Here is an 18,060-nt window from a genome sequence, read left to right on the forward strand (position 1 = left end):
GAAGCTAGAAGCTAGAAGCTAGAAGCAAACCCGGGCCTCGCTCGGGTTTTGCTTTTAAGGTTTTACTTGGCGCTTGCCGCTTATGGCTTGCCGCTAAAAATTCCGGAGGAATTTTTCCTTGTCCCAGAAGATCATCAACACCGACGACCTGGCGTTTCTACTTTACGAACTGCTGGATATCGAACGTTTTAGCCAGTTTCCTCGCTATGAAGACCATAGCCGCGATACCTTTGATGCCGCTATCGAGCTGGCCCTGAAAGTCGCCAGCGAAACCTTTGCCCCGCACAACCACGCCTGCGATGAAGACGAGCCACGCTTTGAAAACGGCAAGGTGGTCATGCGTCCGGAAGTAGCCGAAGCCCTCAAGGTACTGCGCGAAACCGGCCTGATGGCCGCCTCGCAGGATTACGAACGCGGCGGCATGCAATTGCCGGCAGTGGTCGCGCAGACCTGTATCGGCCTGATCAAGGGCGCCAACGTCAGCACTCAGGCGTATGCCGGTCTGACCATCGCCGCCAGCAACCTGATCATGGCCCACGGCACCGACGAGCAGAAGCAGCGCTTTGCCGAGCCGATGATGGCTGGCCGCTTCTTCGGCACCATGTGCCTCACCGAGCCGCATGCAGGGTCCTCGCTGGGCGATATCAAATCGCGCGCCGTACCGCAGGATGACGGCAGCTACCGTATCAGCGGCAACAAGATCTTTATCTCTGCCGGTGATCACGAGCTGAGCGAAAACATCATCCATCTGGTACTGGCCAAGCTGCCCGACGCGCCGCCCGGTGCCAAGGGCATCTCGCTGTTTATCGTGCCTAAATTCCTGGTCAACGAAGACGGCAGTCTGGGCGAGCGTAACGATGTCATCCTGGCTGGCCTGATTCACAAGATGGGCTATCGCGGCACTACCTCTACCATGCTCAACTTTGGTGAGAAGGGCGGGGCGGTTGGTTATCTGGTCGGTGAGCCACACAACGGCCTGGCCGGTATGTTCCATATGATGAACGAGGCGCGCATCGGCGTTGGCCTGGGTTCGGTCATGCTGGGCTACACTGGTTACCTGCATGCGCTGGATTATGCCCGCGACCGCACCCAGGGTCGCTCGATGACTGAGCGTGATCCGGCCACCCCGATGATTCCGCTGATTCAGCACGCCGACGTACGCCGCATGCTGCTGGCGCAGAAAGCCTTTGTGGAAGGTGGCCTGTCGCTTTGTCTGTTCTCTGCCACCCTGGTGGACGAGAAGAAGCACGCGCCTACGGCAGAAGCACGCGAAGCCGCCGCTGGCTTACTTGACCTGCTCACGCCGATCGTCAAATCCTGGCCGTCGCAGTTCTGCCTGGAAGCTAACAGCCTGGCGATTCAGGTACACGGCGGCTACGGCTACACCCGCGAGTACCCGGTGGAGCAGTTCTACCGCGATAACCGCCTCAATCCGATTCACGAAGGTACGCACGGTATTCAGGGCCAGGACCTGTTGGGCCGCAAAGTGAGCATGGCTGGTGGGCAACACTACCAGGCACTGCTGCAGCGCATTCGCGCCACCCTCGAAGCCACCCGCGGCAGAGATGAACTAAAGACTAGCGCCGAGCTGCTAAGCAACGCCCTGGCCACGCTGGAAGAAACGACCAGCGCCTTGCAAGTCATCAAGAAAACCGACCCCAACCGCGCCCTGGCTAACGCCTATCTGTATCTGGAATGCTTTGGTCACGTGGTGGTCGGCTGGCTCTGGCTGCGCCAGGCGCAAGCTGCACTCAAAGGCCTGCAAGAAGGCGGCGCACGTCAGCCCGCGTTCTATCAGGGCAAGCTCAACACCTGCGAGTACTTCCTGCGTTACGAGCTGCCCAAGCCCTTGGCGCTGGCAGAAGTGCTGCGCAGTGCAGACCGCACCACGCTGGATATGCCGCTGGATTGCTTCTGATTCGGTTGGTGTGACATAAAAAACCGGGCCTTGGGCCCGGTTTTTTATGGGTAGCGTGAGTTGGCTATGGATTGGCAGCTCGTTGGCAGGATGGCCCGGCTTCGGCTAGCTGCTCACTCCGCCGCCAAGTAGGCCTGCGTCGAGATCACGTCGCAATAGCCAAACTCGAAGGCGGCCATCATGGCAGCATGCACTTGGGCCGCAGGCGTAGTGATCCCGTTGAACTCCAGATCCAGGGTGGCGCAGGCGTCGTGCAGCACCGTGACTGGGTACCCCATGTCAACGGCAGCACGCACGCAGGCATCGACGCACATGTGGCTCATCGCGCCGATTACCACAATGTCGTCAATGCCATGTTGGTCCAACTGCTGCTTGAGATCGGTTTCGCGGAAGGCGTTAATGTGCCGCTTGACGATAACTGGCTCACCCTCAATGGGCGCCACGCGCGTTTGGATTTGCGCGCCTGAGGAGTCAGCTGCGAACAGCGGGGCATCGCTGCTGAGTGATTCATGGCGTACGTGAAATACGGTAACGCCCTTGGCTCTGGCATCAGCGATCACTTTGGCGGCGTTGGCGGTGGCTGCCTCGATGCCCGACAGCGGCAGCTTGCCGTCAGGCAGATAGTCGTTTTGCAGATCGATGACAATCAAACCGGTTTTTTTCATGACGTAATACCTCTGGTGATGGATAGCCGTCATGGTCGGCCTTTAACAGCTGGCTGATAAGTGGCGGTAAAGACATTTCAGGTGTTAATAACGACACTGGTGCTTACCTCACCTGGTGTCGTCACTTACGCCTGACTCACTCGTGCACTGCTACTGAACCGGCGGCGATACTCGCTGGGCGATAAGCCGACGATACGCGTGAACACCTTGCGAAAGGCACCCGCGTCACCATAGCCAACCTCCCACGCCACGCGCTCCACGGACGCTTTCTCGAACTGCAGCAGCTCCTGTGCCCGACCCACGCGCAGCCGCTGGCAGTACTCGGTCGTGGTCATGCCGGTGGCCTTCTGAAAGCGGCGCAACAGGGTGCGCTCTTCCAGCCCCGCTTGCGTAGCCAGAACAGGCAATGCCACCTCCTTGGCCTGAGTGGCTTGCAGCCAATGCTGTACCTTGAGTATCGCCGCGTCGCCGTGGGTCAGGCGAGGGGAAAACAGGCTGTAGTAGCGCTGCTCGCGGCCGGGTGGGTCGACCAGCAGCGTACGCGCCGTCTCAATCATGACCGTTGGCCCCAGCAACCGATCTACCAGCCTGAGGCCCAGATCGGTCCAGGACATGAGGCCACCTGCCGTAATCACGTCGCCATCGTCGATGATGAGTTGGTCCACATCCACCAGCACGTCGGGATAGCGCTGCTGCAACAGCTCGGCGTAGGCCCAGTGGGTTGTCATCTTGCGGCCTGTCAGCAGCCCGGTCGCCGCCAGTGGGAACGCACCCGCGCAGACCGATGCCAAGGCAACGCCATCGGCATGCCGCTCACGCAGCCAGCCGGTGAGCACAAGCGTTTCTTCCGCGCTAATCGGCTCGTTAAGCGTAGGTGGCAGGATCAGTGCGGACAGCACAGAGTGAGCAGCTGAGTCTGAACCGCTATCAAAGACGCGCACCGGTAGGGCGCTAGCCTCGCTCTGCTGCCAGTGGGTTATCCGCAGCGGCGGCTCGGACTGCTGCAGGTGCGATAACGCCTCACGGTTCGCGACCGTAAACAAGTCGGTCAACCCCAGCACCGCCGCTAGCTGCGCGCCCGGATAAAGCACCAGCCCGATCTCGACAGCCTGTGTTGTTTGCATATAGACCCAAAGCCCCTTTGTTCATGTCTGCCAGCATTCACCGTTTTATCGCTGCAACGCTGGCGGTTGCGTGCGATAAGGCTGCCATTGTGCACTTTTTCTGGTGCTGAAATGGCTTAGTAAACTAGGCCTTGCCGGCATCACGCGTTACCGCAGTTCCATAGAGGCTACCTTGGTCATGCCCGCAAGCTGTCAATAAAGACCTATCTGACAAATCGCAATTGGTACTAAGTTGCCTAGCACAACCCGCTGGCGCTATTTTCAGATTTATAATGCCGATTTGGCTGTTATCTTCTAGAAAAGTAGCCCTGTATGCACCGCTGCCGCCGGGTTATCCTTGCGCTATGTACAGTCTTGCTCACCCCGTCACCCATACGCTGGAAATCCGCAAAAGTCGCTTTCTTGCCTGCGTCGAGCCCATCGCCGATCGCGCCGCCGCCCAGTCGCGCGTGAACGAACTGCGCGCGCAGCATCCAGGTTGCAACCATGTGTGCTGGGCGCTGTTGGCTGGCGGTCATAGCGCCGCAGTAGACGACGGAGAGCCCTCGGGCACCGCAGGCCGCCCCATGCTGGAGGTACTGCGTCACCAACAGCTGGACGGCGTGCTGGCCACCGTGGTGCGCTACTTCGGCGGCGTCAAACTGGGTGCCGGTGGTTTGGTGCGTGCCTATACCGACGCTGTCGCGCAGGCACTATTGCAAGCCGAAAAAATCGAACACATCCCCACCCAAACACTCTGCTGCGAACTGGCCTACGCCCACGAAGGCGTCGCCCGCAACCTGATCGCCGAGCTTGGCGGTGAACTGCTCGATGTAAGCCACGGGCAGGCGGTGCGCATGCAAATAAGCCTGCCCGTTACCGCAGCTGACGCGCTGCAGGCGCAGCTCTTGTCGATCACGCGGGGCGAGCTTGGGTGGGAGGTCGTAGTGTCCTCAGACGACTGAGCCAGCGGTTTGGCCAATAGGGGGTAGCTGCACGCAGGGTAGGGGCATTAGGTGAAAGCCGGGCGGTTGGTCCGGCTTTTTTGTGGATGGTGTGAGGCGGCTGCTTCGGCCAGAAGCGGACGCCTGAATCGTCCGCGTACTGCTCTCGGCTGAGCGTCAGCGGTGCGCCGCTCTGATGATACCTTGCTATTTGCTTCATGGATTGGCGCCAGGTCACCAGTATGGCTGTTTGGCTCGCGGGCCAGGGCTTTCGGCTGGTGCGCTGTTATGGCAGGCGTTGTGGTGAGGTGAGCTGTCACAAAGAGACAACAATTCTGTGCGACACCGGCTCAACTATGTCGATATGCTGGTCCAGCTCGTGAGCGAATAATATCAGCGCGTGATTTCAATCCGCGTCTACTAATAACAATGTACTCAGAAGGGAGTTATCCATGGGAGCCATCGTTGGCGGAGAAGGGGGAACCCAAGGCCATTTGGTCGGCTACGGGTCCAAGGCGTACCGCAATTATGTACTCTTCGCACTGACCCTCATTTACATCCTGAATTTCGTTGACCGCGCTTTGCTAGCGGTCGTCGGCCCCGATCTGGTGCCGGACCTTGGTATTACCGACACGCAATTTGGGCTTCTCACTGGCTTCGGTTTCGCCTTGCTCTATACCGCCGTGGGTATTCCGCTAGCGCGCTTTGCCGATGTCGCCCATCGCGTGTGGATCATGACAATCTGTGTGGCCCTCTGGTCGCTGATGACCGCAGCTTGTGGCCTTGCGACGGAAGTCACCATCGGCTCCATGACTATCGGCGCGTTCTGGATTTTGCTGATGTGTCGCGTCGGTGTGGGTATCGGCGAGGCGGGCTGTACGCCGCCGGCCAACTCCCTGATCGCGGATTATTTCATTCCGCGTGAAAGATCCCAGGCGCTGGGTTTCTACGCCATGGGCGTTACACTCGGCACCATGGTGGCCAACCTGATCGGTGGCTGGGTTACCGACATGTTCGACTGGCGCACGGCCTTTTTCGTCGTCGGTTTGCCAGGCTTGCTGGTCGCCCTTGTTTTCAAATTCACAGTCAAGGAGCCGCCACGCGGCTACACCGATCCGCGGCAAGCCGAGGTAAAAGAGCGAGCCAGCCTGGGCGAGGCTATCCATGAGTTGATGGGCAAGCCTGCATTCTGGCTGATGACCGCTGGCGCAACCATTGCTGCGTTCTGTGGTTACGGCATTTCTTCGTTTCAGTCACTCTTTCTGGTGCGTACCTACGAAATCACCGCGGGTCAGGCAGCGATCTGGATCAATACACCGGTAGCCCTCTCCGCGGCCATTGGCACCTTCGCCACCGGTTGGCTAGCGACCAGGATTTACAAGAAGCACCCGGGCGCCATCGCCTGGGTACCGGCTCTGGGTCTGGCACTGTCGGTTCCCTTTTATATCTTTGCCTTCACTACCGACAATCTGCTTTACGCGGCCATCGGCCTGATCATGGGCGGCTTCGTTAAATACGGCTATCTAGCCGCTCAGTACACTATCGGCCAGGGTGTGGTCAGCGGGCGTGTGCGCGCCATGGCTACGGCAGTGATGCTGCTGCTCGTCAACCTGGTTGGCTACGGCTTTGGCCCGCTGTTCATTGGCGCAGTCTCCGACATCTTCTTCAAGTCCGGTATCGCCGAGCTCGGGGTCGCTGCTGGCGAACTGGCGCGCAACCAATGTCACCCCGCGGTGGTTGGTCAGTTGAACGAGAATCTGCAGGAAGTCTGTGGCCAGGTCTACGCGCAAAGCCTGCAAACCTCCATGGTTATAATGGCCTGCCTCTACATTGCCAGCGCTCTGTGCTTCTTTTTTACCTGGCGCCGGCTGGGCAAGGATATGGTGGACAGACAGGTTTAAAAAACCGATCACGCCATAAGTGACTACCCAGAGGGCGCATTGCGCCCTCTTTTTTTGCGCTTATAAAGAGTAATTGGGGGAGCATCATTGCACTCCAGATTACGTGACCTGATCGCCGAGCTCGGTAGCGAGCTGCTCGACGTCAGCCACGGTCAGGCGGTGCGCTTGCAAGTGAGTATGTCCGCCACCGCAGTTGAGGCGTTGCAGGAACTGCTTTTGTCTATCACGCGGGGATAGCCTGGATGTGAACTGGTCGATTCTCCAGTGCGCTGAGCCAGGGGGGCAGCGGGCAGGGCGTTTGGCCGTGGTTAGTCACTTAGAGCAGAGTAACCAGGTGGACCAGAGGCATTAATGTTGATCTGACCCTGGTCTTGATGTGTCCCGTTTATTCATCACCTGCTGATTAGCGCTGGCAGTCACAAATGGTAAAAGTTATCTGGCTGGACGGCACGGGGCACTCGGCTATATTCTGACAGTCCGTTATCAACATGGACTCCTTAGTGGACCCCAGCCCCGCAGCACCCAGCCGCTTCGCCCTTTCTGTATCGCGAGTGGCAGTCAAATGATCGAACCTGTCATTAGCCTTATATTTGGTATTCTGGTCGTCCTCACTATCATCGCGGTAAATGGCTATTTTGTGGCGCAAGAGTTTGCCTACATGGCGGTTGACCGCACCCGGCTCGCCGCATTGGCTGCCGGGGGTAACGCATCGGCAAAGCGCGCACTGGCGGTCACGAAGCGTACGAGCTTCATGCTATCGGGCGCGCAGCTTGGCATTACTGTCACCGGCCTGCTCGTGGGTTATGTTGCTCAGCCGCTCGTTGGCGAATCGCTAGGCGCGTTACTCTCAGTAACCGGTATTCCAGCTGAATCCAGGGTGGCTGTCGCAACCGGCTTGACTCTGGTCGCGGCGACGATCATCCAGATGATCGTGGGTGAGCTGTACCCGAAGAATCTCGCCATCGCCAATCCTGAGCCGCTGTCGCTGGGCCTGGCCCGCTCCACGCTCTTTTATATGTCAGCCTTCGGCTGGTTGATCAGCTTCTTCGACAAGTCTGCCAACCTGCTCTTGAGGTTGCTGCGTATCGAGCCGATTCATGACCTCGACGTCAGTGCTTCGGCTACCGATCTGCCGCACATCATTGCTGACTCGCGCGACAGCGGGGATTTGCCCCGTGAGCTTTCATTCATGCTGGATCGCATCCTCGACTTTCCGCAGCGTAACGTGGAACACGCGATGGTGCCTCGTTCACAGGTTGACTGGGTCGAGCCAGAAACAACGCTGCAAGAACTGCGTGGTTTGATGGCGCGTGCGCACACCCGCTACCCGGTGATTGATGACGATGATGCGCCAGTGGGTGTGGTGCATCTTGCTGACGTATTGGCGCATCTCGACTCGGGGTGCGGACACGAGACCGTTGCGTCCCAAGGTGCTGCCGACGCTCATGCTGCTGCCAGATGCACTGGACCAGTTGGTGCAAACAACCAATCAGTTGGCCTGCGTGATCGACGAATACGGCGGTTTCGCTGGGGTGTTGACGATTGAAGACCTTGCCATGGAAATTGTCGGCGAGATCACCGACGAGCATGATGCTGAAGCGGGCTATGCTATCGTAGCGGAGGGTAACGACACATGGACCATGGAAGGCGACGTCCACCTGGACGAGGTTAGGCGCATTATTGGGCATGACCTGCCACGCGTTGATGTGGAGACCGTTGCTGGCATGGTCATCGCAGAGCTTGGCGCGCTGCCAGAGCAAGGCGACACTATCAGCATTGACCTGCCGGTCGACCCTGCCGAGCTGGTTGCCGACGAACCCACGATGTATCGACTCGAAGTTGACGTGTTGCGTATTGAAAGACATATCCCCGTTGAAGTTCGCGTGCGACTGGTCCAGTTCCCCATGGCGGAGGAAGAGCGATGAATGATCCCTTTTTCGTCACGATAGCGACTATCGTCCTTATCGCCCTCAGCGCCTTATTTGTGATCATCGAGTTCGCGTTGCTCGGCGCTCGCCGGCATCGTCTTGAAGAGCTGGCCGTTAACAGCCTTTCGGCTCGAGCCGCGTTGCGTGGTATGAATGATCTGACACTGATGCTTGCCGGCGCTCAGCTGGGTATAACACTATGTACCTTTGCTTTGGGTGCGGTGACCAAGCCTGCGGTCGACGTTTGGCTCGGCCCGGTATTTATCGCCTGGGGCTTGCCCGATTGGGCCGCGGCTGGCACAGCCTTTGGCCTTGCGCTGTTTCTAGTGACATTCCTGCACCTAGTAGCCGGTGAAATGGCGCCCAAGTCCTGGGCTATTGCACACCCGGAAAAATCGGCCCTGGCGATTGGCGTCGTCTCACGCATTTATATCTGGCCCTTGCGTTTGTTGCTGAGTGGGGTCAACCGAATCGCCAACCGCCTGGTCAAGGCCTCGGGTGTCGAACCCGTAGAAAGTGCTGCAGTTGGCGGCCAGGATATCGCGACCATCCGTCAATTGGTTGAGCATTCGGCAAAGGTCGGTACGCTGATGCCGCAGATGCAGCAGCAACTCTCAGGCTTGATCGACCTAGGCACGCTGGCCGTTGAAGCCCTGCTGGTTAAAGGCGAGGCGCCGGTTTACGTTGAGCGGGATGCGACGGTGGCAGATGTTCGCGCGACAGCCATGCAGACCGGGCACTTGCGTATTCTAGTGTTGGGTGCGGGCATCCAGCCGTCCGTGGTTCATGTGCGCGACACCTTGCTTGAGCCGGAAACTCGTCCGGCGCACGAGCTCGCCCGGACAGCATTTGTGCTCGACGCAAAAACCCCCGTCTATGACGCACTGGCGCGCATGCGAACATCGAGCGTTCAGCTTGCTTTGATCGTTAGGGAGAATCGTCTGCTTGGTGTGGTAACCCTGGCCGACATTCTGAAACGGGTACTGCCTGTGCCTTCCAGCACTTAATGGCCGCAGACCCGCTTCGTCGCCTGCGTCTAACCAACCCATAGCCGGGCGCTCCGCAGCTCAAGCGCGGGTGAACGCATTGCGCCCGGTGCACCCGGTGTGCTGGGCGCCGCCACCCAAGTAATCAGGAAGCGAAGTACGCTGCCAGCACCTCCTGGAGCTGTTGTACTTCTGCCAGCTCTGATTCAAATGACGTGACGAACCGCACTGCCAGATGATCGGCCTTGATATCCAGCGCCTGTGGCACGCTGTTTGGAAGCCAGTCATTCAGGCGGACGCCTTGTGCCTTGAGGTGCTCGAACAGCGCTACGGGAATGACAGCGAACAGCTCGTTGGCCTGAACCGGCCAGGCGATCTGGATCGCGGGGTAGGGCTGCAGGCATTGCTCAAGCGCCAGAGCAATCTCATTGGCGTGCCGGGCCAGCGTGAGCCAGTGATCGTCCTTGAGCCAGGCGCACATTTGCGCACCAAACAGGCGACCCTTCGACACCAGGTGCCCTGCGCGCTTGCGACGCAGATCGAAGTCTTTTGCCAGCGCCTCGTCAAAAAAGATAACCGCTTCCAACGCCAAGGCACCGTTCTTCGAGGCACCCAGACAGAGCACATCGACACCGGCCTTCCAGGTAATGTCAGCGGGTGTGCAATTCAACGTTGCCAGCGCATTGCTGAAGCGAGCGCCATCCATGTGCACACGCATGTCAGCCGCATGCGCGACCTCCGTCAGAGCGCGCACTTCCTCAACGCTATACACCAGCCCACTTTCAGTACACTGCGTGATACTGAGCGCGCCGGGTATCTGGTTGTGGGGGCGGTCTTTGGGCAAGGACTGCAGCGTGTCGCTTAGGCATTGCGCCGTCAACTTATCGCCATCGTCACCCATCAACACCAGACGAGCACCGCCGGTAAAAAGCTCAGGCGCACTCAGCTCATCAACCGCGATATGCGCCTGTGAATGGCAGAGAATGGAATGCCACGGCTGCACCAGCGCGGACAACGCCAGGCAATTAGACGCCGTCCCGGTCGCGACGAAAAACGCCTGTACCGGTTTCTCGAAAATCGCAGACAGCTGCGCAACCGCAGCTTGCGTCCATTGGTCATTGGAGTAAGAACCCGCCACCCCCTTAGAAGCCTCGACAATCCCTTGGAGTACGGCGGGAGACACGCCAGATTGATTGTCGCTTGCGAAATTCATGGAGACTATCTCTATGGTGGGGGAAGGATAGGGGCGAGGTTAACATATAGCCACCCAGACGCTTGGCTGTGAGGCGGTCCTTCTAGCCCATAACCTGTTTGCCGAGTTCGACGTCAGCCTCGGGCGGGCGGTGCGCGTGCGGGTGGGTATGCCTGCTAAGGAATAACGTTCATCTGACCCCATTTGCTCCCCATTTGCTCCTTGCTCCCGGCTCCAGGATGAGTGGAGTGAAGACTAATCTGCACCTTGATCGGTCAAGCGACAGTGGCATAAACAAGACCTCGGACCACACTTGGCGTTGCGGTATGCGGGGGGTAGACAGCACATCGCACCCTAGAATAGTCTTGAAGCACAAATGGATAGCTCGGCGCAGCCAAGGCTCAGCCGAGCGGACTTTGCACTACGGCAAAGGTATTACCAAGGATATGGGTATAAATCTGCGTAGTACGCACATCGGCATGCCTAAGCAGGGTCTTCACCGTGCGAGTATCACTGCCGAGGCGCAGCGGCCCCGAGCCGTACATCAGCGAAGCAAGCAGCTTGTGAGGCTCGGGCAGCAGCGCGATGAGCGGGGTTGCTTCACTGCGTGTCAGCACAGTGGGGATACGTGCATAGCGCTTAGTCCGCACCGTGTCACCGATATCGCCCAGCGGCCGATCAAGCACCTTACCGTAAAGAAACACCAGAGCGTTGAGCGTCCTATTCTGCGTGGCAGCCGCTACATGCCGCCTAACGGCCAGCCAGGTAAGAAACTCGCTAACTTCCGCTGGCCCTCTCTCCAGAGCGTGACGCATCCGGTGGTAGCGCGGGAAATAGCGCATCCAACACCAGTAGGTCTTCTCCGTCCGAATACTGTAGTGATTCACCCTGATGACGTTACGAAACTGTTCTCGCAGGCGTGGCTTGGCTGCTGTGGTATCCGTATCACATCCATACTATACGTTTGTCCAGTACGATTGGTTGCACAAAAAGAGGAAGTCAAGCGAATACAGGCAGCACGCAGTGGCGAGAAGGTAACTGTCTGTTTTAAAAGAAAATTTACGTATTTAATCGACCGGCCGAGGTGTTGTTATGAAGAAGTCACGAATATGCAATCATAAAGCCGTCGGTCCACTCAACTGTTAGCCTCAATAAGAACGGAGCATTGAATTTGGCTGTTTTGGACTTTAAAGAGATACCAGAAGCTCACAAAGCAAGCGGAATGCAAGATACATTCGAACTGTTTGCGCGCGATTTTCTTTCGTTCATGGGCTACAAGATCATCACTGATCCAGACAGAGGTGCTGATGGTGGGGTCGATCTAATCGTTGAAGAAAAGCGCACTGGTGTTGGTGGTGAAACCATAATCAGATGGCTTGTGAGCTGCAAGCACAAGGCGTTTAGTGGTAACTCCGTTTCACCGACTGACGACGCGAATATTCGGGACAGAGTTGAGGCTAATGGTTGTCAGGGTTTTATTGGTTTCTATTCAACCCTCGCTAGCACAGGATTATCAACAAATCTTGAGGGAATGAAAGATAGGGTCGAGTATCAATTCTTCGATCGAGAAAAAATTGAAGGCCAATTACTTCACTCAGCCAAAGGTCTTGAAATTGCCGAAAGGTACTTTCCTGTATCACTCTCTGAGTGGAAAACAGAAAACCCTCAACCCGCAAAAATATTTGTCGATAAGCCAAGCTTAAAATGCAAAGTATGCGAAAAGGAACTTTTCGATCAAGAGGATAACGGTGTAATAACACTTTGGTCGAGAAGAAGGACTGACTATGAAAATGAAAAAGAGCATTTCGAGCACGTTTTCTGGACATGCAGGGGGCACTGCGACTCGGCACTGTCAGCTTATATAAGGAAACATAACGGCAATTTAACAGATGGGTGGGAAGATATATCTGATGTAATGATGCCTACAATATTTATTAAATGGGTCATGAGCATCATGAATGAACAACGCTCTGGTGTAGTCTATTCGGATGAAGCTTTTGAGAGCCTAAAAGAGTTTCTTCTTCAGGTATTTCCATATGCGTCTCGCCACCTCACAAGCAAAGAATTAGAACGAGTCAAATCCCTAGGCATGATTCCATCGTACCTGGGAGGCTTAGGCTATGAAGGCTAACAAGGCCGTTAAATCGGACGCATTTTTCGTTCGCTGCGCTCACTGCAAATGCGCCGGTTACGGCTGGCGTTATGTGCAAGGAAAGCTCGCAGAATCATGAAAGCTTTAAAGGTTACCGGAGCAATTGTCGTTGCTCTAATCGGAGCTTGGTACCTACTCGAGGATTACTGGTATAGAAAAGCTATTCCAGAAAATATTGGTCTCAGTTACCACATATCTATCACCTCGGATTCTGGGTTTAGGGAAGGTTGTGGTACGGCCGTCTACAAATTGGGCGGTAAAACAGCAGAAGCCATCAAAGAGCAAGGTGTTAAGTTTTTCGAGGAGTCAGGCCAGGCTCGAGGTCATTCTGACCGGTACTATACATATGGCGAGTGGATGGAAACTCCCAGAGATGACTGGACTAGGTCGGAAAATTGGTCATATGAACTGCTTTGCGGCGGGAGTATCGGTGGCTCTTTGTATGACGACATAGTAGAGAGCGGACGAACCGGTGGTTCGTACTATTCGTTCACGGATGAGGCCGTCCTGATGGTGATACCCGACAAAAAACTGGTGGTTTTCAGTCACAATGGTTAAAGCACATAACCAGTGCAGGCACGGCGACGCCCACTACATTGCGCCTTCGGCTCCATTCCGTGTGCGCGCATGCTGCAAGCGTTATGTTTCCCAATTTGAAAAGTGAAGATTATGGATAGTCTTTTTTCGTGTAATCCTAATTGTAGTATTGAAAACTTAAAGGCTCTGGATTGGCTAGCTGTATTAGGGTTTTTCCTTGTTATCTATCTAGTTTCTACTGTATGGCGAAAATGGGCTTTTAGCCGGAACAAATACCCAGAAACTTCAATTAAGTGGCATGTGCCCAGATTTGTTTATATCGCTACAGTCTTTTCGCTAGTATCAATGCCTACTGTTTGGTGGCTGTTTGGTTATACTGGCGCTAAAATATTCGGGCAATTTATACTTCCAGAGTCTGTAATTGTTCTATACATACTATGGGCATTAGGTCCCGATAAACATAACAAGTCACTGAAAAGTGACGCTAAAAAACGCGCACTTTAGTGAAGCGTTATGCACAAGGAGGCTATGGTGAAGGTCTGTGAGACAGAGAGGTTGATTTTACGGCGGTTGTCCCTTGAGGATGTTCCCGCATTGATCGAAATTCTCAGCGATCCTGAGGTAATGAAGCACTCGATTAATGGAGTTTGTGATGAGGCCGCTACCCGAAAATTCGTTGAGTGGTCTTTATCTTGTTACGAGTCACATGGTGTGGGGCCGTGGGCACTAATCGATAAAAAAGCTTATGAACTCATAGGCTTTTGCAGCGCTGGGCCAGAAATGGTCGCTGATGTCGAGGAAATCAACCTCGGCTATCGGCTTGCTAGGCGTTATTGGAATAAAGGGCTGGCATCTGAGGCGGCGAGAGCAGTTCTGAACTATGTTTTTGGAGAGAAACTGTTCAATTCAGTGGTGGTGATCATAGAGCCTGAACACGTGGCATCGCTGAAGGTCGCTGAGAAAGCGGGTTTTTCCAGCTTTGATGAGCTGGATTTTCATGGTCGGCCGGTGAGGTTGTACCGCCTAACATCCGAGCAATGGGAGACATTGCATAACAATGCCATGCACGCGACAAGCGCGTGATGGCTGGCGTTAGAGATATTTATGTCACGTGCATACCAAAGCTTTGAATACGGCATCAGTGATGCTGAAGAACTACTCGCACATTTCGATGCAGTTAATGCTAATCCTCCTCCGTCAAATGCCGAGGTTCTGAAGCGAGCAGGGCTTGTCATGGCGCTTACGGCCTGGGAAACCTATGTTGAGGATAGGCTTACTGAGGAAATGAATAAAAAGCTGGGTGTGGTAGCGGGTAGCTATGTTGGTGATTTCGTATTAAAAAAATTGAATACGGACCTTAAACAATTTCATAACCCAACGTCAGATAAAACAAAAAGGATTTTTGAAGAATATCTTGGTTTTGATGTTACTGAAGGATGGTCTTGGGCTAACTATGACCCAGCAAAGTCCAGAGCCACCTTGAATCGCTGGATTAGTAAGCGAGGCGATGCCGTCCACCGGTCAAAGCCGATGAGCAGCGGATCTCCTGTAGCGCACCTTATCAAGCGTGATGAACTTGAGAAAGTCATTCGCTTTATCAAGGACTTAGTGAAAGCGACTGATATGTATGTTGATAAAAATCTCTAACAATCGCAGGCACAGCGACGGCTTTTTCGCTGCGGCTGCGCCTTCACTACAAAACCGCGCGTGCTGCGGGCGTTATGCCTTTTAGGAAATAAGATAAGGTGAGTGCAATCGATGACGTTTGGCATTAAAAGTTTAGAGCTAGGGAAATCGTATACCTTTAATGTTATTGCTGAAGATGGTGTGAACCATTTTGCTGCAGAGCTGAATCTTTCACCTGAAGCAATAATATTAAAAATAATGGGCGAGAGACATGAGGGCAGGGATTTCTCATGTGGCTGGGGCGAAATAGACCAACTGACATGTAGAGATTTAAATAGTACATTTTTGCTACAAAAGCTGCGTTTAGTAAGTAGTAGCAGTAGGATGATTCCCCACAGAAATAGAAGTATTGGGTTTTTCGAAAATGTATATGAAGTTGATCACGTTATATTTTCACCTAATAATGTATATCAAGATGGCATAGTGCTGTCGCTAAGTATTCATTCTGAAGCTATTAAGAAATGGGTCGGAAACACAGAAAAACAAGAAGAAATAATTCGTTCTTATCATAATAAAGAGCCAATATTTGATAGCCCGGAAAAATTAACTGAATTCGGACAGGAAATGCCAAATTATGGCGGAGTTTATGTTGGTTATAATCTCTCTATGCATAGTTCTTCTCCTGGATTTAGCTCAGGAATATGTTTTCCACCTTCTATATCGCTTGTATTTGAAAATCCGATAAGCATTAATGCCTCGTATTGCAAATATCTTGAGATTTATTCTCTGCTAGCATTGTTTAACGGTAATGATTTCGCCGTCGATCTGATTGAGGTGAAATTTGGTTCTTCTTCATTCTCACAGGCGGGAACGATTTACTTCCCAACAACCAACAATATCCCGAGGCATGATCAAGGATATCCACTTTTTCCATTGGGAAAAAATATTAGATTTGACTCACTGGGATTGCCAGAATTGCCGTTGGAGAGCTTTAACTATTATTTCTCATTACCAGATAAGAAAAGAGGGTATTTTAAAAAGCTATTGACGTATCAGCGGATGGATAATCCTGAGGAACGTTTTTTAGGGTTCTTCCGTATATTAGAGTCTCTATGCTTCAAAAAGAAATTCTTTTTAGATGAGGATGTTTTAGAAGACCTTAGCAAGAGAATAAAGCCGTATTTGGTTAAACGGTTTAATGATAAAAAAAGTGTAGCCAGTTTCCTGAAGGGTATACCAAGATATAATGGCTCAAAATACAATACAGAAAAGTGCATTCAAGATTTTTATGTAAAGGTCCCAGTAGAAATATCAAAAAACTGGACAGTTCAAAAAAGTGATATTGGGTCAATATGTAGTTTAAGAAACGATATAACTCATGCTAACGACTATTATGTTTCTGTCCATGAGGTTGAAGAAAAATCTAAGTTTGTCGAAGTTTTGCTTATCTTGGCCTTGTTTGAAAGTATAAATATTGACCTTTCAGTATCATCACGGATTATTGATAGGCTGTCTGGCTATCATTTGGTAACTAAGAATGTGGCATAACAAGGTGCTGCACGCGGAAAAATTGCTCGCTACGCTCCCAGTTTTCCGGTGAGCAAGGCGTTAGCTCTGATATTGAGTAATACCTATTGCTGCTGTCTACTACATTTTCGGGAAGAGGAGATTCACTGGCACCACACGGACCAGAATCCCATCTGAGCGGGCGAGTAGCGCAGAGCTGCCGGGGAAAAGGCGCTTGCGCTGTCTGAGCGCAGCGAGTTTGTGAGCGGCCGGCCAGGTGCGTCCCCGGTAGGTCGAGCAACGCAGCGAACCCGAAGGGCCGCGCAGCTGGGTGCCCAGGGGAGTTGTTAGAGGGGAATGGGCAAGCATTCCCCTCTAACTCGCCTAGAGGCGAAAAGCGATAACGAGCCAGTGCAAGGCAGACCTAACCCACCACCCGCCGAAAAGTCAGGTTATACCGAACCGCCCCGGTTGCGGCATGAGAAGCCCGCTTCCCCAGCGGCGCCACCCCATGAAAATACAACCGACTAACCCCACCCCAAACCACCACATCCCCATGCTCCAACAACCACCGGCTGGGTTTATCGGTCCGCAACACCCCCCCAAACAAAAACGTAATAGGCGCCCCCAGCGTCACTGACACAATAGGCGCCCCAAGGTCCTGCTCGTCCTTATCCTGATGCAACCCCATGCCCGCCCCCGTCTGATATCGATTGATCAAACAGGTGTAGTGGTCAACTGATTCCGGACAGTGGATAAAGTTTTTCCTCTGCCTTGGCAGGTGCTAAACCATCATTGAATTGATGTGGTCTTAGCCAGTTGTACCGTGTCATCAGGTAATAGCTGATGTCTCGCTGTGCTTCTTTGAACGTGGCGTATCCGGTGCTTGGTATCCATTCTGACTTCAAGCTGCGGAACAGCCGCTCCATGGGCGCGTTATCCCAGCAGTTGCCCCGTCGGCTCATGCTTTGCCTCATACGGTAGCGCCATAACCGTTGCCTGAATTTGCGGCTGACATACTGGCTTCCCTGGTCCGAGTGAAACATCACGTCCTGAGGCCGGGCTCGCTGTTCATAAGCCATATCCAGCGCTCTTATGACCAGCTCTGCATTCGGGTGACTCGATAGCGCCCAGCCCACAACACGACGGCTAAACAGATCCAAGACGACGGCAAGGTAACACCAGCGTCCTTGAGCCCAAATATAGGTAATGTCGCCACACCAGGCCTGGTTAGGCGCTTGCACGGCAAACTCTCTGTTCAGATGGTTCGGGATATCCACTCGCTCAACGGTAGCGGACTTGTACGCATGACGCCCTGGCTGCTTGGATACCAACCCAAGATCGCGCATGAGGCTTCGGACCTTGAACCGGCCAATTTGATACCCTTCTTCGCGCATCGATCCCATGATCGTTCTGCTACCCGCAGAGCTCCGGCTCTCGTTAAACAGCTGATTTACCTTACTGCGCAGCATCAATTTCTCGGGATCAATTTGCTTCCGTCGACGCCGGGAATCGTAGTAGCTGGATCGGGAGATGCCGAACGCTTCACAGACCAGTTCAACAGGCTCATGCTCACTTAACCGGTCTATAAACGCGAACGAT

17 protein-coding genes and 1 pseudogene are annotated in these 18,060 nt (G+C 54.1%); 12 read left to right on the plus strand and 6 right to left on the minus strand.

Going from position 1 to position 18,060, the window contains the following annotated elements; translation table 11 throughout:
* Positions 1-118 precede the first annotated feature (118 nt).
* Entirely contained in the window at positions 119-1,918 is a 1,800-nt protein-coding gene (locus EF096_RS02210; RefSeq protein WP_123887961.1) for an acyl-CoA dehydrogenase, read from the plus strand.
* 113 nt (positions 1,919-2,031) lie between these two features.
* On the opposite strand, the gene EF096_RS02215 is transcribed toward EF096_RS02210, so the two are convergent.
* Together EF096_RS02215 and EF096_RS02220 are read right to left on the minus strand one after the other, a co-directional pair.
* Complete coding sequence (locus EF096_RS02215) at positions 2,032-2,583, minus strand: cysteine hydrolase family protein (RefSeq protein WP_123887962.1); 552 nt, start codon at positions 2,581-2,583, stop codon at positions 2,032-2,034.
* A 125-nt stretch (positions 2,584-2,708) separates the two neighbouring features.
* The gene (locus tag EF096_RS02220) at positions 2,709-3,707 is read right to left on the minus strand and encodes a GlxA family transcriptional regulator (RefSeq protein WP_123887963.1); all 999 of its coding nucleotides are present in this window, start codon (positions 3,705-3,707) and stop codon (positions 2,709-2,711) included.
* A 344-nt stretch (positions 3,708-4,051) separates the two neighbouring features.
* Between EF096_RS02220 and EF096_RS02225 the strand changes: the two genes are divergently transcribed.
* From EF096_RS02225 to EF096_RS02245, 6 genes are all read left to right on the plus strand, one after another.
* On the plus strand, positions 4,052-4,651 hold the full coding sequence (locus tag EF096_RS02225; RefSeq protein WP_123887964.1) for an IMPACT family protein: 600 nt from the start codon (positions 4,052-4,054) through the stop codon (positions 4,649-4,651).
* Between the two features lie 431 nt (positions 4,652-5,082).
* Positions 5,083-6,531: a spinster family MFS transporter gene (locus EF096_RS02230; protein ID WP_123887965.1), complete on the plus strand. Its 1,449-nt coding sequence runs from the start codon at positions 5,083-5,085 to the stop codon at positions 6,529-6,531.
* Between the two features lie 87 nt (positions 6,532-6,618).
* Positions 6,619-6,768 carry a DUF1949 domain-containing protein gene (locus tag EF096_RS02235; RefSeq protein ID WP_158611226.1) on the plus strand — a complete coding sequence of 50 codons (150 nt, stop codon included), beginning with the start codon at positions 6,619-6,621 and terminating at the stop codon, positions 6,766-6,768.
* A 325-nt stretch (positions 6,769-7,093) separates the two neighbouring features.
* Positions 7,094-8,077, plus strand: a complete 984-nt coding sequence (locus EF096_RS02240; protein WP_235869600.1) for a hemolysin family protein — start codon at positions 7,094-7,096, stop codon at positions 8,075-8,077.
* Positions 8,007-8,456 (plus strand): transporter associated domain-containing protein, encoded by a 450-nt coding sequence (locus tag EF096_RS20525; RefSeq protein ID WP_235869601.1) that lies wholly within the window; start codon positions 8,007-8,009, stop codon positions 8,454-8,456. Before EF096_RS02240 ends, EF096_RS20525 begins: the two co-directional genes overlap by 71 nt.
* On the plus strand, positions 8,453-9,466 hold the full coding sequence (locus tag EF096_RS02245; RefSeq protein ID WP_123887967.1) for a CNNM domain-containing protein: 1,014 nt from the start codon (positions 8,453-8,455) through the stop codon (positions 9,464-9,466). The genes EF096_RS20525 and EF096_RS02245 overlap by 4 nt, the downstream gene beginning before the upstream one ends.
* A gap of 124 nt (positions 9,467-9,590) precedes the next feature.
* Here EF096_RS02245 and EF096_RS02250 read toward each other — a convergent pair whose 3' ends face one another.
* Entirely contained in the window at positions 9,591-10,658 is a 1,068-nt protein-coding gene (locus tag EF096_RS02250; RefSeq protein ID WP_123887968.1) for a threonine aldolase family protein, read from the minus strand.
* A 380-nt stretch (positions 10,659-11,038) separates the two neighbouring features.
* A complete protein-coding gene (locus EF096_RS02255) occupies positions 11,039-11,554 on the minus strand; it encodes a phage integrase N-terminal SAM-like domain-containing protein (protein ID WP_123887969.1) in 516 nt (171 codons plus the stop codon).
* 254 nt (positions 11,555-11,808) lie between these two features.
* Here EF096_RS02255 and EF096_RS02260 point away from each other — a divergent pair, with 254 nt between their 5' ends.
* The 5 genes from EF096_RS02260 to EF096_RS02280 all read left to right on the plus strand — a co-directional run bounded on the left by EF096_RS02260 (position 11,809) and on the right by EF096_RS02280 (position 16,500).
* Positions 11,809-12,768, plus strand: a complete 960-nt coding sequence (locus EF096_RS02260; RefSeq protein WP_123887970.1) for a restriction endonuclease — start codon at positions 11,809-11,811, stop codon at positions 12,766-12,768.
* A gap of 96 nt (positions 12,769-12,864) precedes the next feature.
* Positions 12,865-13,347, plus strand: a complete 483-nt coding sequence (locus EF096_RS02265) for a hypothetical protein (RefSeq protein WP_123887971.1) — start codon at positions 12,865-12,867, stop codon at positions 13,345-13,347.
* Between the two features lie 492 nt (positions 13,348-13,839).
* Positions 13,840-14,409 carry a GNAT family N-acetyltransferase gene (locus EF096_RS02270; protein WP_235869603.1) on the plus strand — a complete coding sequence of 190 codons (570 nt, stop codon included), beginning with the start codon at positions 13,840-13,842 and terminating at the stop codon, positions 14,407-14,409.
* Positions 14,410-14,430: 21 nt separating this feature from the next.
* A complete protein-coding gene (locus EF096_RS02275; protein ID WP_123887972.1) occupies positions 14,431-14,973 on the plus strand; it encodes a HEPN domain-containing protein in 543 nt (180 codons plus the stop codon).
* A gap of 111 nt (positions 14,974-15,084) precedes the next feature.
* The gene (locus tag EF096_RS02280; protein ID WP_123887973.1) at positions 15,085-16,500 is read left to right on the plus strand and encodes a HEPN domain-containing protein; all 1,416 of its coding nucleotides are present in this window, start codon (positions 15,085-15,087) and stop codon (positions 16,498-16,500) included.
* Positions 16,501-16,882: 382 nt separating this feature from the next.
* Here the strand turns inward: EF096_RS02280 and EF096_RS02285 are convergent.
* A pseudogene (locus EF096_RS02285) lies at positions 16,883-17,185 on the minus strand (alpha-ketoglutarate-dependent dioxygenase AlkB); the annotation flags it as partial.
* A gap of 7 nt (positions 17,186-17,192) precedes the next feature.
* Positions 17,193-18,060, minus strand: an 868-nt coding sequence (locus EF096_RS02290; RefSeq protein WP_123887974.1) for an IS3 family transposase, incomplete at its 5' end; no start/stop codon positions are given.

The sequence above is a fragment of the Pseudomonas neustonica genome (assembly GCF_003797945.1).
Taxonomy (GTDB): Bacteria; Pseudomonadota; Gammaproteobacteria; order Pseudomonadales; family Pseudomonadaceae; genus Halopseudomonas; species Halopseudomonas neustonica.

Coding starts and splice junctions, on each gene's coding strand:
- EF096_RS02265 (WP_123887971.1), top strand. CDS start 12,865: ATGAAAGCTTTAAAGGTTACCGGAGCAATTGTCGTTGCTCTAATCGGA.
- EF096_RS02245 (WP_123887967.1), top strand. CDS start 8,453: ATGAATGATCCCTTTTTCGTCACGATAGCGACTATCGTCCTTATCGCC.
- EF096_RS02280 (WP_123887973.1), top strand. CDS start 15,085: ATGACGTTTGGCATTAAAAGTTTAGAGCTAGGGAAATCGTATACCTTT.
- EF096_RS02275 (WP_123887972.1), top strand. CDS start 14,431: ATGTCACGTGCATACCAAAGCTTTGAATACGGCATCAGTGATGCTGAA.
- EF096_RS02225 (WP_123887964.1), top strand. CDS start 4,052: ATGTACAGTCTTGCTCACCCCGTCACCCATACGCTGGAAATCCGCAAA.
- EF096_RS02250 (WP_123887968.1), bottom strand. CDS start 10,658: ATGAATTTCGCAAGCGACAATCAATCTGGCGTGTCTCCCGCCGTACTC.
- EF096_RS02220 (WP_123887963.1), bottom strand. CDS start 3,707: ATGCAAACAACACAGGCTGTCGAGATCGGGCTGGTGCTTTATCCGGGC.
- EF096_RS02240 (WP_235869600.1), top strand. CDS start 7,094: ATGATCGAACCTGTCATTAGCCTTATATTTGGTATTCTGGTCGTCCTC.
- EF096_RS02270 (WP_235869603.1), top strand. CDS start 13,840: ATGCACAAGGAGGCTATGGTGAAGGTCTGTGAGACAGAGAGGTTGATT.
- EF096_RS02230 (WP_123887965.1), top strand. CDS start 5,083: ATGGGAGCCATCGTTGGCGGAGAAGGGGGAACCCAAGGCCATTTGGTC.
- EF096_RS02215 (WP_123887962.1), bottom strand. CDS start 2,583: ATGAAAAAAACCGGTTTGATTGTCATCGATCTGCAAAACGACTATCTG.